Annotated in this window: 12 protein-coding genes; 10 read left to right on the top strand and 2 right to left on the bottom strand. The window is 69.1% G+C overall.

Annotated elements, in window-relative coordinates; translation table 11 throughout:
- The first annotated feature begins 65 nt into the window (after positions 1 to 65).
- Positions 66 to 1,028, top strand: a complete 963-nt coding sequence (locus PV646_RS30250; protein WP_500345687.1) for an alpha/beta hydrolase — start codon at positions 66 to 68, stop codon at positions 1,026 to 1,028.
- Here PV646_RS30250 and PV646_RS30245 read toward each other — a convergent pair.
- A complete protein-coding gene (locus PV646_RS30245; RefSeq protein ID WP_500345686.1) occupies positions 1,012 to 3,063 on the bottom strand; it encodes a cellulase family glycosylhydrolase in 2,052 nt (683 codons plus the stop codon). The two genes, PV646_RS30250 and PV646_RS30245, sit on opposite strands and share 17 nt — an antisense overlap.
- 192 nt (positions 3,064 to 3,255) lie before the next feature.
- Between PV646_RS30245 and PV646_RS30240 the strand changes: the two genes are divergently transcribed.
- From PV646_RS30240 to PV646_RS30205, 8 genes are all read left to right on the top strand, one after another.
- The gene (locus PV646_RS30240; RefSeq protein WP_500345685.1) at positions 3,256 to 5,907 is read left to right on the top strand and encodes a glycoside hydrolase family 9 protein; all 2,652 of its coding nucleotides are present in this window, start codon (positions 3,256 to 3,258) and stop codon (positions 5,905 to 5,907) included.
- A 137-nt stretch (positions 5,908 to 6,044) separates the two neighbouring features.
- The gene (locus tag PV646_RS30235) at positions 6,045 to 7,067 is read left to right on the top strand and encodes a LacI family DNA-binding transcriptional regulator (protein ID WP_500345684.1); all 1,023 of its coding nucleotides are present in this window, start codon (positions 6,045 to 6,047) and stop codon (positions 7,065 to 7,067) included.
- A gap of 368 nt (positions 7,068 to 7,435) precedes the next feature.
- Positions 7,436 to 8,716, top strand: coding sequence for an ABC transporter substrate-binding protein (locus tag PV646_RS30230; protein ID WP_500345683.1), 1,281 nt, complete (start codon positions 7,436 to 7,438; stop codon positions 8,714 to 8,716).
- 20 nt (positions 8,717 to 8,736) lie between these two features.
- Positions 8,737 to 9,675 carry a carbohydrate ABC transporter permease gene (locus PV646_RS30225; RefSeq protein WP_500345682.1) on the top strand — a complete coding sequence of 313 codons (939 nt, stop codon included), beginning with the start codon at positions 8,737 to 8,739 and terminating at the stop codon, positions 9,673 to 9,675.
- Positions 9,675 to 10,487, top strand: coding sequence for a carbohydrate ABC transporter permease (locus PV646_RS30220; RefSeq protein WP_500345681.1), 813 nt, complete (start codon positions 9,675 to 9,677; stop codon positions 10,485 to 10,487). The genes PV646_RS30225 and PV646_RS30220 overlap by 1 nt, the downstream gene beginning before the upstream one ends.
- 2 nt (positions 10,488 to 10,489) lie before the next feature.
- Positions 10,490 to 11,866, top strand: a complete 1,377-nt coding sequence (locus PV646_RS30215; RefSeq protein WP_500345680.1) for a GH1 family beta-glucosidase — start codon at positions 10,490 to 10,492, stop codon at positions 11,864 to 11,866.
- A complete protein-coding gene (locus PV646_RS30210) occupies positions 11,863 to 12,885 on the top strand; it encodes a LacI family DNA-binding transcriptional regulator (RefSeq protein ID WP_500345679.1) in 1,023 nt (340 codons plus the stop codon). The genes PV646_RS30215 and PV646_RS30210 overlap by 4 nt, the downstream gene beginning before the upstream one ends.
- A gap of 97 nt (positions 12,886 to 12,982) precedes the next feature.
- Positions 12,983 to 13,294, top strand: coding sequence for a hypothetical protein (locus tag PV646_RS30205; RefSeq protein ID WP_500345678.1), 312 nt, complete (start codon positions 12,983 to 12,985; stop codon positions 13,292 to 13,294).
- Between the two features lie 16 nt (positions 13,295 to 13,310).
- Here PV646_RS30205 and PV646_RS30200 read toward each other — a convergent pair whose 3' ends face one another.
- Positions 13,311 to 13,868, bottom strand: coding sequence for an NAD(P)H-dependent oxidoreductase (locus tag PV646_RS30200; protein WP_500345677.1), 558 nt, complete (start codon positions 13,866 to 13,868; stop codon positions 13,311 to 13,313).
- Positions 13,869 to 13,954: 86 nt separating this feature from the next.
- Here PV646_RS30200 and PV646_RS30195 point away from each other — a divergent pair, with 86 nt between their 5' ends.
- A complete protein-coding gene (locus PV646_RS30195; protein WP_500345676.1) occupies positions 13,955 to 14,554 on the top strand; it encodes a TetR/AcrR family transcriptional regulator in 600 nt (199 codons plus the stop codon).
- Positions 14,555 to 14,559 lie beyond the last annotated feature (5 nt).

Genomic DNA, 14,559 nt, shown 5'->3' with positions numbered 1-14,559 from the left:
GGTGGCCGAATCGCCCGCCACGTGTCGGCTGCCCGCACCGCCGCTCCGAGCCGAGGATTGATCCCATGAGCTACGACATCGACCCGGAACTGCTGCCCTGGCTCGACATGCTGCCGCAGCTGACCATGACCGACTACGAGGCACTCCAAGGCGCCCGAGGCCAGCAGTCGGAGCTGGCGGGCCTCATGCCGGCGTACGAGCCGGCGAACCCGATCGACATCCGTGACGAGACGGTGCCGGGGCCGTCCGGCGCTCCGGACGTGCGGGTGCGGGTCTACAGCCGCGCGGGACGGGAGAACCCCTCGCCCGGTCTGGTGTACATCCACGGCGGCGGGTTCATCATCGGCAGCGTCGAGATGTTCGAGGCGCACGTGCTGAAGATCGTCGACCAGCTGGACGTCGTCATCGTGTCGGTGGACTACCGGCTCGCGCCCGAGCACCCGTTCCCGGCGCCGGTCGAGGACTGCTACGCGGCCCTGACCTGGACCGCGGCCAAGGCCGTCGAGCTGGGCATCGACCCCGCGCGGCTCGGCGTCGGCGGCGAGAGCGCGGGTGGCGGGCTCACCGCCGGAACGGTGCTGCTGGCGCGCGACCGCGGTGGCCCCGAGCTGGCGTTCCAGCTGCTCGGCATCCCCGAGCTGGACGACCGGCTCGACACCGACTCGATGCGGGACTACGTCGACACCCCGCTGTGGAACCGTCCCAACGCGATCTACAGCTGGACCGCCTACCTCGGTACCGAACCGGGCGGCGACGACGTCTCGCCGTACGCCGCCCCCGCCAGGGCGACCGACCTCACCGGCCTGCCGCCCACGTTCGTCACCACCTGCCAGTACGACCCGCTGCGCGACGAGGGCGTCGAGTACGCGCGCCGCCTCGCGCACGCGGGTGTGCCGACCGAGCTGCGCCTCTACCCCGGCACGTTCCACGGCTCGTCGCTCATCGAGAGCGCCGAGATCTCCCGCCGGATGTTCGCGGACGAGGTGGAGGCGCTGCGCCGCGGCCTGAAGGTCACAGAGTCCCCGTGACCGAACTGCCCGACTTCGTGACGTAGTAGGTGACGGTGGCGCCGCTCCAGTAGTGGAACGTCAGCGTCACCCGCGCGTTGTCGTTGACCTCGGCGAAGAACTCCGGGGTCAGCGTCGTCGCGCCGGTGGTGTAGTTCGGCGCGAACGCCTTGTCGAACTCCTTGTAGGACGTCCAGTTGTGCGGTCCGGCGTTCGACCCGTCGGCGTACTTGGCCTCCATCGTGGCGAGCAGGTCACCGCGGAAGGTGGTCGGGATCGAGAACGCGGCCGTCGTGCCGGTCGCGGCGGACAGCACCGGTGTGTCGTGGGTGATCAGGTTGATCCGCCACGGCACCCCGGCCGAGAAGTGGGCGGTGAGCACGGCGTTCGTGCCGTAGGCGCGTGAACCGCTCAGCCTCGTCATCGCCGCCGACGTCAGCGTGAGCTGGTCGCCCGAGACCGTGTAGTCGGTGCCCCGCACCAGTTCCGTGCTGCCCTGACGCAGGCCGTTGAACGTGGTTCCGTTGGTGTTCAACGTGATCGTCTTGGCGGTGACGGCGCTGGACCGGGCGCTGAACACCTGGTCGGTGGACGCCGTGCCGGACCGGGTCGCCCAGCTCGACTTGATCTGCGCGATCAGCTCCGGGTCGCTCCACTGGAACGACGTGCGGCCGAGGTGCTGGCCGTTGTCCCAGAGCATCGTCGTGATCTTCTTGGTGCGCGCGTAGTAGCCGAGGTGCTCGAAGAACTTCAGCTTCTCGCCCTGCTCGATCGTGCCGGTGTGCCGGTCGAACCCGAGCAGTCCGTACTCGCCGAGGATCACCGGGACACCGCGGGAGACGAAGGTGTTGTACACGCGGTCGAACGAGTCGGTCAGGTCCTTCTGCGCGGTCGCGTCGTACCGGGTGCCGCCGGCGACGTTCACGCTGAACGGCCAGTAGCCGTAGTAGTGCACGGTCGCGATCAGGTTCGGGTCGTTGAACCCGCGCATCGACGTGGCCAGCTCGTCGAGGCGGGCCTGGTCGGACGACGTGTGCAGGGTGGGCAGCACGAGGAGGCGGCTCGCGTTGTTGCCACCCGAACTCCGCACGATGGTGCGGAAGGACGCGTTCAGCTCGTGCAACAACTCGGCGCTCTGGGCGTCGCCCGAACTACCGGTGAACTGCGGTTCGTTCACGCTCTCGAAGACGAGCTTGCCGGGCGAGTCCTTGAAGGCGGTCGCCAGCTGGGTCCAGATCGCGTTGTACCGGGTGAGCACGCCGGTGCGGTTCGACGGCATGGCCGAGATCCACTGCCACGAGTCGTGGTGAATGTTGATCATCACCTGGAAGCCGTCCGCCAGCGCCCAGCCGACGACCTCCTTGACGCGGTTGAGGTAGGCCGCCTCGATCGTGTGGTCCGACGCCTGGTGCTGGCCCCACGTGACGGGGATGCGGATGCTCTTGAAGCCCTGCGCCTTCACGTTGTCCAGCAAGGCTTCCGTGACGCGCGGGTTGCCCCAGGACGTCTCGTCGCTGCCGGTCGCGTCCAGCGTGTTGCCGAGGTTCCACCCCGGCTGCATCGCGGCCACCTGCGCCATGGCGTCGCCCGGCACAGGATTTCCCGTGGTCGTGGTGGTGGTTGTGGTGGTCGTCGTCGGTGTGCCGGGGCTTCCAGTGCAGGTGACGCCGTTGAGAGCGAACGACGTGGGCGCGGTGTTCGCGCCGGACCAGCTGCCGTTGAAACCGAACGAGACCTTGCCGTTCGGTTCGATCACCGCGTTGTAGCCCACGTCCGCGGCCGTGGCCTGGGCGCCGGACGACGTGACCGTGGCGTTCCAGGCCTGGGTCACCTGCTGACCCGAGGGCCAGGTCCAGGTCAGCCGCCAGCCGTTGACGCGGTCACCGACGTTGGTCACCGCCACGTTCGCGGTGAACCCGCCCTGCCACTGGCTGGGCACCGTGTAGTCGACCTTGCACCCCGGTGCCGCCGCGGCCGGGGCCACTACCGCCAGGCCGATGCTCGCGGCCACCGAGACGAAAGCCGCCGTGAGCGCGAAGCCGCGCCTTCCGGTCATGACACACCTCCCGAATCTGGGAGCGTTCCCAGAAGATCGCACCGTACTCATTCGGGTGGAACGCGGACAGGAGAGCCGTCGAATCGACGTCGAACGCGGAAACGCCTCTGTCGCACCGCTTTCGTGACCGTTACAGTCCCGGACCTGGGAGCGCTCCCAGGTCCGTCTCGTCCCCTGTCATCGGAGGCTGACGTGCACAGTCGCCTGTTCAGAGCCGCGGCAGCCGGCCTCGTCGCGGCACTCGCGGTGGTGGCCGGTCCGGTGGCGTCACCCTCGGCTGCCGCACCGGCGTTCAACTACGGGGAGGCGCTGCAGAAGTCGGTCTGGTTCTACGACGCCCAGCGGTCGGGCGCCCTGCCCGCGAACAACCGCGTGAGCTGGCGGGCGGACTCGGCGTTGCGCGACGGCTCCGACGTGGGACTCGACCTGTCCGGTGGCTTCTACGACGCCGGTGACCACGTGAAGTTCGGGCTGCCCTTCGCGTTCAGCGTCTCGATGCTCGCCTGGGGCGCCGTCGAGAACCGGGCCGCCTACACGAGTTCCGGCCAGTTCCCGCACCTGCTGGCGAACCTGCGGCACGGCACCGACTGGATCATCAAGGCACATCCGTCGCCGAACGTCGTCTACGGGCAGATCGGCGCGGGCAACCCCGACCACGCCTGGTGGGGCTCGGCCGAGGTCATGCCGATGGCGCGGCCGTCGTACAAAGTGGACAGTTCCTGCCCGGGGTCCGACCTCGCGGGCGAGTACGCGGCCGCGATGGCGTCGGCCTCGATGGTCTTCAAGGACACCGACCCGACCTATGCGGCCACCTTGCTGACGCACGCCAAGCAGCTCTACTCGTTCGCGGACACCTACCGAGGCAAGTACAGCTCGTGCATCACCGACGCCGCGAGCTTCTACAACTCCTGGAGCGGCTATCAGGACGAGCTCGTCTGGGGTGCGATCTGGCTGCACCGCGCCACCGGTGAAGCGAGCTACCTGACGAAGGCCAAGACCGAGTACCAGAAGCTCGGCACCGAACCGCAGAGCTCCGAACGCTCCTACAAGTGGACCATCGCGTGGGACGACAAGTCCTACGGCGCCTACGTCCTGATGGCCAAGCTCACCGGCGAACAGGCCTACATCACCGACGCCAACCGCTGGCTGGACTTCTGGACGACCGGGTACAACGGCAACCGGATCCGCTACTCCCCCGGCGGCCAGGCCGTGCTCGACAGCTGGGGTTCGCTGCGCTACGCCGCCAACACGGCGTTCGCCGCCCTGACCTACTCGGACTGGCTGTCCACTCGCGACAGTGCGCGCGCCAGGACCTACCACGACTTCGGCGTGCGGCAGATCAACTACGCGCTCGGCGACAACCCCCGCAACGCGAGTTACGTCGTCGGCTTCGGCACCAACCCGCCGCGCAACCCGCACCACCGCGGCGCGCACGGGTCGTGGGCCGACAGCATCCAGGAGCCCGTCACCAGCCGGCACGTGCTGTACGGCGCGTTGGTCGGCGGCCCCAGCACCAACAACGACGCCTACACCGACAGCCGCAGTGACTACGTGATGAACGAGGTCGCGCTCGACTACAACGCGGGCTTCACCGGCGCGCTCGCCCGCCTGTACGGCGAGTACGGCGGCACCCCGCTCGCCTCGTTCCCGGTGGCCGAGACGCCGGACGGCCCCGAGCTGACCGTCCAGGCCTCGGTGAACCAGAGCGCGGCCCAGTTCACCGAGATCAAGGCGTTCGTGCTCAACAAGAGCGCGTGGCCGGCGCGCACGTTCAACGGCACGCTGCGCTACTACTTCACGCTCGACGGCGCCACCACACCGAACCAGATCACCGTCACCACGAACTACAACCAGTGCGGCACACCGAGTGCGCCGACGCTGCACAGCGGCGCGGTGTACTACGTGGAGATCCCGTGCCCCGGCGTCGCTCCGGCCGGGCAGTCCGCGTACCGCAAGGAGGTCCAGTTCCGGATCACCAGCGCCGGCACGTGGGACCCGGCCAACGACTGGTCGCACACCGGGCTCGGCAGCGGCAACACCGTCGCGCAGACCGACCGGATCGTGCTGCGCCAGGACGGCAGGACGGTGTGGGGCAACGAACCCGGCGGCGGTGTCTCCGACAGCGTTCCCCCGTCGGTCCCGAGTGGACTGACCGCCGCTCCCGGTACGACCAGCGTGACGCTGAACTGGACGGCCTCGACCGACAACGTCGGGGTCGCCGGGTACGACGTGCTGAACGGGACTACCGTCACGGGCTCGTCCGGCACGACCAGCCTGCTGGTCACCGGCCTCGCGCCGGACACGCCGTACTCGTTCTCGGTCCGTGCGAGAGACGCGGCGGGCAACGTGTCAGCCGCCAGTTCCCCGGTCACCACGCGCACGCTGCCCGGCGTCGCGAGCACTCTCGCGGTGCAGCACAGGGGATCCGGCGCGGCCACGTCGAACCAGATCGGCGCCACGCTCCAGCTGACGAACCGCGGCACGACGCCGGTCAGCCTCGCCACCACCACGATCAGGTACTGGTTCACCGGCGACGCACCGTCGGCGACGTACCAGGTGTGGTGCGACTGGGCGCAGATCGGGTGCGCGGGAGTCCAGGTGCGGGTGGTCAAGCTGGCATCGGCGCGAACAGGAGCCGACGCGTACGTCGAGGTCTCGTTCGCCTCCGGCAGCCTCGCCACGGGAGCGAGCACGGGTGAGATCCAGGTTCGCGTGGCGAAGTCCGATTGGTCCTCTTTCAACCAGGCCGACGACCACAGCTACCGGATCAGCAACTCCCTCACCGACTTCGACCGGGTGACCGCCCACACCGGCGGTTCCCTCGCGTGGGGCATCGAGCCCTGACGAGCCTCGGGGCGGGACGTTCTGCGCGGCACAGGCGTCCCGCCCCGTTCCCATCCGAGGTCGCGCTCTCACGAAGTGGACACGCGGGCGTTTCGTCACATTCGAAATGAGGCCCGCGGACTCCTACGATGTGCTTCATGACGGAGATCGACCGGACACGACGGCCCGGACCGCGGATCGAAGAGGTCGCGCGCGTCGCCGGCGTCTCCAAGTCGACGGTCTCCAGAGTGATCAACGGCGAGCAGTACGTGAGCGCCAAGGCCCGCGACGCCGTGCACACCGCGATCACCCACCTGAAGTACAGCCCGAACCAGGCGGCCCGCTCGCTCGCGGGCAGCAAGGCGAACGCCCTCGCGCTGATCGTGTCCGAACACGGCAGCCGGGTCCTCGGCGACCCGTTCTTCGCCGGGGTCCTGCGCGGCGTGCACGCCGAACTGACCGGCCGCCGCATCCAGCTGCTGCTCATGATGAGCCGCCCGGAGGACCACGACGACCTCCTCGCCTACCTCGCGGGCGGCCACGTCGACGGCGCGCTCCTCGTGAGCCTGCACGGCGACGACCCGCTGCCGCACCGGCTCCAGGAGATGGGCCTTCCGGTCGTCGTGGGTGGCCGGCCGCTCGCCGCGGGCTCCGTCCCGTTCGTGGACTCGGACAACTTCACCGGCGGCCTCGACGCCGTCCGGCACCTGGTCTCGCTCGGACGCACCCGGATCGCGACGGTGGCGGGCCCGCGCGACATGGCGGCGGGCCTCGACCGGCTCAGCGGCTGGCGTCGTGGCCTGGGCGAGGCGGGACTGCCCGCGCACCTGGTCGCGGAGGCCGACTTCACCCCGGAGAGCGGCGCCCAGGCCATGACCGAACTGCTCGACCGGGACCCCGGCATCGACGCCGTCTTCGTCGCCGCCGACATCATCGCCCTGGGTGTGCTGCAGGTGCTGCACGCCCGCGGCAGGCGCATCCCCGAGGACGTGGCGGTGGTCGGGTTCGACGACTCGCTGCTCGCCTCGACCGCGACTCCCCCGCTCACCACCGTCCGGCAGGACGTCGAGCAGCTCGGCCGCACGATGACGTGGCGGCTGCTGGGCGAGCTCGCGGGCGACGACGGCCTGCCGCCGTCACTGCTGCTGCCGACCTCACTGGTGCGCCGCGCGAGCGCCTGACCCGACAGCCCGGCGACTCCGGCACGAGACCGAACGCCGGAGGCCGGCTCACCCGTTCCGCGCAGCCGATCCATTGGTGTCACAACCTTTCCGGGCTGTGAGCCCCCACCCCGCGCGACCTGCCGGGTGACGCGGTGCGTGCCGGAGGCGGCACGCAGTGTTAACCCAACGGCCACATTTCCGGGAACGCTCCCAGGTTTCCCAACTGTGACCTGAGCCATGAACCCCGAGGTCACCCCGTCGCCCGGACCCGAAAACGCCTGGTGTGGGCCGAAGTGTGTCTTGACACACGTTCGAAGCCGGGACGACACTCTGCCCCGTCTGGGAGCGCTCCCAGAACCCGCCGCCGAGACCAGAGGAGTTCTCCCGTGCGACACCGTTGGATCAGCGTGCTGATCTGTGCCGCCGTGTCCGCCGCCGCCACCACAGCGTGCGGGACAGGCGGGGCCAGTCAGACCGCAGACGGAAAGACCGAGCTGACCATCGCCACGTTCAACGAGTTCGGCTACGAAGAGCTGTTCAAGGAGTACGAGGCGGCTCACTCGGACGTCAAGATCACGCAGCGCAAGACCGGTCAGGGCCAGCCCCACCACCAGAACCTGTTCACCAAGCTCGGTGCGGGCTCCGGCCTCGCGGACATCGAGGGCGTCGAAGAGGGCTACCTCAGCCAGTTCATGTCGAAGTCCGGGCAGTTCAACGATCTCAAGGAGATCGGGCCGAAGGTCGAGGACGACCGCTGGCTGAAGTGGAAGACCGAGGCGGTCACCACCAAGGACGGCAAGCTCATGGGCTACGGGACCGACATCGGTCCGCTCGCCATGTGCTACCGCAAGGACCTCTTCCAGCAGGCCGGTCTGCCGTCGGACCCGGAGGGCGTGAAGGCGCTCTTCGCGACGTGGGACAGCTACTTCGCCGCCGGTGACCAGTTCATCGCGAAGGTTCCCGGCGTCGGCTGGTTCGACAGCGCCGCCCAGGTCTACAACGCCATGCACAACCAGCTCGAGACGGGCTACTACGACAAGTCCGACAAGCTGGTCGTGGACAGCAACGCCGACATCAAGAAGAACTGGACCGCGGTGACCGCCGCTGTCGGCAAGGGACAGTCGGCCCGGCTCGGTGCGTTCAGCAACGAGTGGAACACCGGCTTCAAGCTCGGCAAGTTCGCCACCAAGACCTGCCCGTCGTGGATGCTCGGCGTGGTCGAGTCGCAGGCCGGCCCCGAGAACAAGGGCAAGTGGGCGGTCACCGACGCGTTCCCGAACGGTGGCGGCAACTGGGGTGGCTCGTACCTGACGGTGCCGAAGCAGAGCAAGAACGCCAAGAAGGCCGCCGAGCTCGCCGCCTGGCTGACCGCGCCGGAGCAGCAGATCAAGGCGTTCAAGGCCAAGGGCACGTTCCCGAGCCAGGTGAAGGCGCTCGACGCTCCGGAGCTGCTGGAGCAGACCAACGCCTACTTCGGCGACGTCAAGGCCGGCGCGCTGTTCGCCACCCAGGCCAAGAAGATCAAGGCCGCGCAGTACAAGGGTCCGGCCGACGGTCAGATCCAGGAGACGGTCTTCAGCCCGGCGCTGCTGTCCGTCGAACAGGGCAAGTCCGCTGACGAGGCGTGGAAGACCGCCGTCGAAGGCGCTCAGAAGGCGGCCAAGTAGTGACCGCCACTCTCTCCAAGGTGGACCGCGGGCGAGCGCAGGAGGCTCGCCCGCGGCCTCCGCGGCGGTACCGGATGTCCAATCTGGACGCCAAGGTGTCGCCGTACCTGTTCGTCGCACCGTTCTTCGTGCTGTTCATCGCCATCGGGCTGTTCCCGTTGCTCTACACGGCCTACGTCTCCCTGTTCGACTGGGAGATCGGCGCCGACGAGACGCCGTTCATCGGGCTCGAGAACTACAGCACGCTGTTCCAGGACGACCAGTTCTGGAACGCGCTGTTCAACACCTTCAGCATCTTCCTGCTGTCGAGCGCCCCGCAGATCGTCGTCGCGATCGTGATCGCGGCACTGCTGAACGCGAACCTGCGGGCCCGCACCGGGTGGCGGATGGGCGTGCTGCTCCCCTACGTGGCGAGCCTCGTGGCGTTGACGATCATCTTCGGCAACCTGTTCGGCCCGCAGTACGGCCTCGTGAACGACGTTCTCGGACTGCTCGGCATCAGCCCGATCGACTGGCAGGCCAGCACGTTCGGCAGCCACGTCGCCATCGCGTCGATGGTCAACTGGCGGTGGACGGGCTACAACGCGCTGATCATCCTCGCCGCGATGCAGGCGATCCCGAAGGACGTCTACGAGGCCGCGCTGGTGGACGGCGCGAGCGCGTTGCGGCGGTTCTTCAGCATCACGCTCCCGTTGCTGAAGCCGACGCTGATCTTCGTCGTCGTCACGTCGACCATCGGCGGTCTGCAGATCTTCACCGAGCCGAAGCTGTTCGAGCCCTCGGGCGGCAGCGGCGGCGGCGCGGAGCACCAGTACCAGACCGTCGTGCTCTACCTCTACCAGTCCGCGTTCCAGGGCTCCGACCTCGGGTACGCCTCCGCGATCGCCTGGGTGCTTTTCATGATCATCATCGCCGTCGCCGGCCTCAACTTCTTGCTCACCAGGAGGGCCGTCAAATGATGAAACGACCGTCCTTCGCGATCTACGGGATCCTCGGCGCGTTCGTGCTCGGCTCCGCCTTCCCGTTCTACTGGTCGTTCCTCGTGGCCAGCCGCGACAACTCGGTGCTGACCGGGGACTTCACGCTGATCCCCGGCGGCAACTTCTGGACCAACGCCGTACGCGTGTTCGACACGGTCCCGTTCTGGAAGGCACTGGGCAACAGCTTCCTCGTGTCCGGCACCGTGACGTTCTCGGTCGTGCTGCTGTCCACACTGGCCGGTTTCGCCTTCGCCAAGCTGAAGTTCCGCGGCCGGGGTGTGCTGTTCCTGTTCGTGGTGGCGACGCTGGCGGTGCCCACCCAGCTCGGCATCATCCCGCTGTACATGGCGATGGCCGAGTTCGGCTGGGCCGGTGAGCTCGAAGCCGTGATCGTGCCGAACCTCGTCACCGCCTTCGGCGTGTTCTGGATGCGGCAGTACCTCCTAGACGCCATCCCCGACGAACTCGTCGAGGCGGCGCGGATGGACGGCTGCAGCCTGTGGCGCGCGTTCTGGCACGTCGCTCTCCCCGCCGCCCGGCCGGCCGCCGCCATGCTGGGTGTGTTCACGTTCATGCAGTCCTGGAACGACTTCCTGTGGCCGTTGGTGGTCCTGAACGCGGACAACCCGACGTTGCAGGTCGCACTGGAGAAGCTGCAAAGCGGTTACTACGTCGACTACTCCCTCGTACTCGCCGGGACCACGCTCGCGACGGTTCCGGTGCTCATCGTTTTCCTCGTGCTCGGGCGGCAGATCGTCGCCGGTGTGATGCAGGGCGCCGTCAAGGGGTGAAAATGGAGAACATTGTTTTCCCACAGGGTTTTCTGTGGGGGGCCGCGACCGCGGCGTTCCAGGTGGAAGGTGCGACCGACGTCGACGGCCGCACCGACTCCATCTGGGACGAGTTCTGCCGGCAGCCCGGGAAGGTGGTGGGCGGCGACTGCGGTGAACCCGCCGCGGACCACTACCGGCGGTTCGAGCAGGACGTCGCCATGATGGCGGACCTCGGACTCAAGGCCTACCGGTTCTCGATCGCCTGGCCGCGCGTGCGGCCGGACGGCGGGAAGGTCAACCAGGCGGGGCTCGACTTCTACAAGCGTCTCATCGACTCGTTGCTGTCGCACGACATCGCGCCGTGGCCGACGCTCTACCACTGGGACCTGCCGCAGAAGCTCGAGGAGTCCGGCGGCTGGGCGAACCGCGACACCGCGTTCCGGTTCGCCGACTACGCGGCGTCGACCGTCGAGGCGCTCAGCGACCGGGTCGCCACGTGGACGACGATGAACGAGCCGTGGTGCTCGGCGTTCCTCGGGTACGCGGGCGGGATCCACGCGCCCGGCCGCACCGAACCCAAGGCCGCTGTCGCCGCGGTGCACCACCTGCTGCTCGCGCACGGGCTCGCGACGGACACGATCCGCGCCGCCCAACCGGACGCCAAGGTGGGCATCACGCTCAACATGTACCCGATCATCCCGGTGGACCCGGACAACCCGGCGGACCTCGACGTCGCGCGCCGGCTCGACGGCCTGCAGCAGCGGATCTTCCTGGACCCGTTGCTGCGCGGCGAGTACCCCGCCGACATCCTCGAGGACCTGGAACCGTTCGGGTTCAGCGACCACGTCCACGACGGCGACCTCGGCGTGATCTCGGCACCGCTGGACATGCTCGGCGTCAACTACTACACCGAGCACTACGTGAGCTCGACTCCCAACGGCGAAGCCGGTCCGTCGCCGTGGGTCGGCGTGCAGCACGCGTCGTTCCCGCCCCGTGACGCCCCCACCACGGACATGGGCTGGGAGGTCAGGCCGGACGGGCTCACCACCGTGCTGATGCGGGTGCACAACGACTACCCGAAGCTCCCGCTCTACATCACGGAGAACGGCGCCGCGTTCCGCGACGACTTCTCCGGCAACGGCGCCATCGACGACGTGGACCGCACCGGTTTCATCGCCTCCCACCTGCGTGCCGCCCACGCGGCGATCGAGGCCGGGGTCGACCTGCGCGGCTACTTCTGCTGGTCGCTGCTGGACAACTTCGAGTGGGCCGAGGGGTACGCGAAGCGGTTCGGCATCGTCCACGTCGACTACGACACCCAGATCCGCACGCCCAAGATGAGTGCGAGGTGGTACAGCAGGGTGGCCCGCGACAACGCGCTGGTCGCCGTCTCATGACAGAAGGCAGGAGTCGCCGCCCCGGCCCGCGCATCGAGGAGGTCGCGCGCGTGGCCGGGGTGTCGAAGTCCACGGTCTCCAGGGTGATCAACGGCGAGAAGTACGTGAGCGAGCGGTCGCGCCAAGCGGTGCACCGCGCCATCGCGCTGCTCGGGTACAGCCCGAACCACGCCGCGCGCACCCTGGCGGGCAGCAAGGCGAACGCGATCGCCCTGGTGATCTCCGAGCAGGGCAGCCGGGTGCTCGCCGACCCGTTCTTCGCCGGCGTGCTGCGCGGGGTGCACGCCGAACTCGCGGGACGGCACGTGCAGCTCCTGCTGATGATGAACCAGCCGCTCGACGGTGAGGACCAGATCGCGTACCTCACCGGCGGGCACGTCGACGGGGCGCTCGTCGTGAGCCTGCACGGCGAGGACCCGTTGCCCAGGACGTTGCACGAGACGGGGCTGCCCACGGTGGTGGGCGGCCGTCCGCTCGTGGGCGGCTCCGTCCCGTTCGTCGACGCGGACAACTTCAACGGCGCGCTGGGGGCCGTGCGCTTCCTGATCTCCTTGGGACGCGAGAAGATCGCCACCATCGCCGGTCCGCACGACATGGCGGTCGGCATGGACCGCCTGAGCGGCTGGCGGTGCGGACTCGCCGAACACGGCATGCCCGTGGAACTGGTGGCGCACAGCAGCGAGTTCTCGCCCGAGAGCGGCGCGCTCGCGATGGAGGAACTGCTGCGCAGGGCGCCCGATCTCGACGCGGTCTTCGTGGCCGCGGACATCATGGCGCTGGGCGCGTTGCGGGTGCTCCAGGAGCGCGGCTACCGGATTCCCGACGACGTGGCGGTCGTCGGGTTCGACGACTCCGTGCTCGCGTCGACGGCCGTACCGCCGCTCACGACCGTGCGGCAGGACGTCGAGGGGTTCGGCCGGACCATGACCTGGCGCCTGCTCGCGGAGCTCGCCGGCGAGGAGAAGCTGCCCCAGTCGATGCTGCTGCCCACGTCGCTCGTGCGCCGGGCCAGCGCCTGAACCGTTTGCATTCATCCCGAAAGCTTTCGCCGGAATCCCTGAACCAGTGCCAGGACCAGGCCGTATTACGTCGTACCAGGACGAGCGGGGGTAACGGATGCAGGCAGGCAGGTTCTTCGACGAACCACCGGAAGACGATCAGGAACTACCGGAGACGGCGGTCCTGCGCGTGTTGTGGATGACCGCGCAGGGAATGGTGTGGCCGTGGTTGCTGCAGAGCATGTGCCGCAAGGACGCGATCAAGCGCGCCCTCGAGGCCGAGCTGATCTGGGCGCCCGTCGGGGACCACCTCGGGTACCACATCACGGACGCGGGCCGGCGCCGCATCATGGACTGGTACCAGGACAACCGCCCCGGCACCGGTCCCGACGACAACGCGAAGGTCTGGCGCGCCGTCACGATGCGCTGACGCCGGCCCTGCCCCGTCAGACGGTGGCGGCCGTGCGCGCGGCCAGGCCCTCGAGCACACCGGCGAGCTTCTCGGTGACCTCGGGGTCGTCGACCGGGTGGAGCTCGGCGAAGCGCACCACGGAGCCCGGGATCGAGAGCGTCAGGTCCTCGGCGGGCACCCCACCGGCGATCTTGACGGCCTTGCGGGCCTCGTCCTGCGCCCACACGCCCCCGTACTGGCCGAACGCGGTGCCGACGACGGCGACCGGCATGCCGGACAGGGCGCCCGCGCCGTAGGGGCGCGACAGCCAGTCGATGGCGTTCTTGAGCACCGCGGGGATGGTGCCGTTGTACTCGGGCGAGACCAGCAGCAGCGCGTCGGCTTCCGCGGCGGCCTCCCGCAGCTTCACGGCCTCGGCGGGCACGGTGCCCTCGGCGTCGATGTCCTCGTTGTAGAACGGCACGGTGCCCAGGCCCTCGAACACGCTGATCTCGACGTTCTCCGGCGCGATCTGGACCGCGGCCTCGGCGAGCCTGCGGTTGTGCGAACCCGACCGGAGGCTGCCGACGAGCGTGAGGATGCGGACGGCCATGAGGTGACTCCCAGGTGCAGACGGTGATGGAACGACCACACCTTAAACGGGACGCGGCCCGGTTATCTTCCGGCTAGGCTGTCTAGGTGATCGACAGCACACCCCTGCCCCTCGCCGGACCGGACACGGGCCTGCGCGCGGACGCGGTGCGCAACCGCGCCCTGCTGCTGGAAGCGGCGGCCCGGCTGGCGGCCGAACGCGGTGCGGCGGCGATCACGATGGAGAACGTGGCCGTCGCGGCCGGGGTCGGCAAGGGCACGGTGTCGCGGCGTTTCGGCGATCGCAACGGCCTGCTCCAGGCCCTGCTGGACCGCTCGGAGATCCAACTCCAGGAGGCGTTCCTCAGTGGCCCGCCCCCACTCGGTCCCGGTGCCGACGCGGCGACGCGGCTGCGGGCGTTCGGGCCCGCCGTGCTGCGCCACGAACGCGCCAACCTCGACCTGTACCTGGCGGCCGAGCCGTCGCCCGGCCGCCGGTTCCTGATCCCCGCGCGGCAACTGCGGCACCGGCACGTGACCCTCCTGGTCCGCGAGGCCGTGCCCGGCGCCGACGCCGGACTGCTCGCCCACACCCTGCTGGCGTCGGTGGACCTCGTGCTGGTCGACCACCTCGTCCGCACCGGCGGCGTGACGCCCGCACGGGTCGAGGCGGGCTGGCACGACCTCGTCGACCGTCTCCTGGCCTGAGGTTC

It is taken from the genome of Streptomyces sp. ID05-26A (assembly GCF_033794685.1).
In the GTDB taxonomy this organism is placed as follows: Bacteria; Actinomycetota; Actinomycetes; order Mycobacteriales; family Pseudonocardiaceae; genus Lentzea.
Note: the sequence above shows the minus strand (reverse complement) of the source record. Positions and strands in the feature narration are given on the sequence as shown.

What these genes read in the sequence shown, in the direction of transcription:
- PV646_RS30210 (WP_500345679.1), top strand. Translation starts at nt 11,863, where the DNA reads ATGACAGAAGGCAGGAGTCGCCGCCCCGGCCCGCGCATCGAGGAGGTC.
- PV646_RS30205 (WP_500345678.1), top strand. Translation starts at nt 12,983, where the DNA reads ATGCAGGCAGGCAGGTTCTTCGACGAACCACCGGAAGACGATCAGGAA.
- PV646_RS30200 (WP_500345677.1), bottom strand. Translation starts at nt 13,868, where the DNA reads ATGGCCGTCCGCATCCTCACGCTCGTCGGCAGCCTCCGGTCGGGTTCG.
- PV646_RS30215 (WP_500345680.1), top strand. Translation starts at nt 10,490, where the DNA reads ATGGAGAACATTGTTTTCCCACAGGGTTTTCTGTGGGGGGCCGCGACC.
- PV646_RS30235 (WP_500345684.1), top strand. Translation starts at nt 6,045, where the DNA reads ATGACGGAGATCGACCGGACACGACGGCCCGGACCGCGGATCGAAGAG.
- PV646_RS30220 (WP_500345681.1), top strand. Translation starts at nt 9,675, where the DNA reads ATGAAACGACCGTCCTTCGCGATCTACGGGATCCTCGGCGCGTTCGTG.
- PV646_RS30250 (WP_500345687.1), top strand. Translation starts at nt 66, where the DNA reads ATGAGCTACGACATCGACCCGGAACTGCTGCCCTGGCTCGACATGCTG.
- PV646_RS30245 (WP_500345686.1), bottom strand. Translation starts at nt 3,063, where the DNA reads ATGACCGGAAGGCGCGGCTTCGCGCTCACGGCGGCTTTCGTCTCGGTG.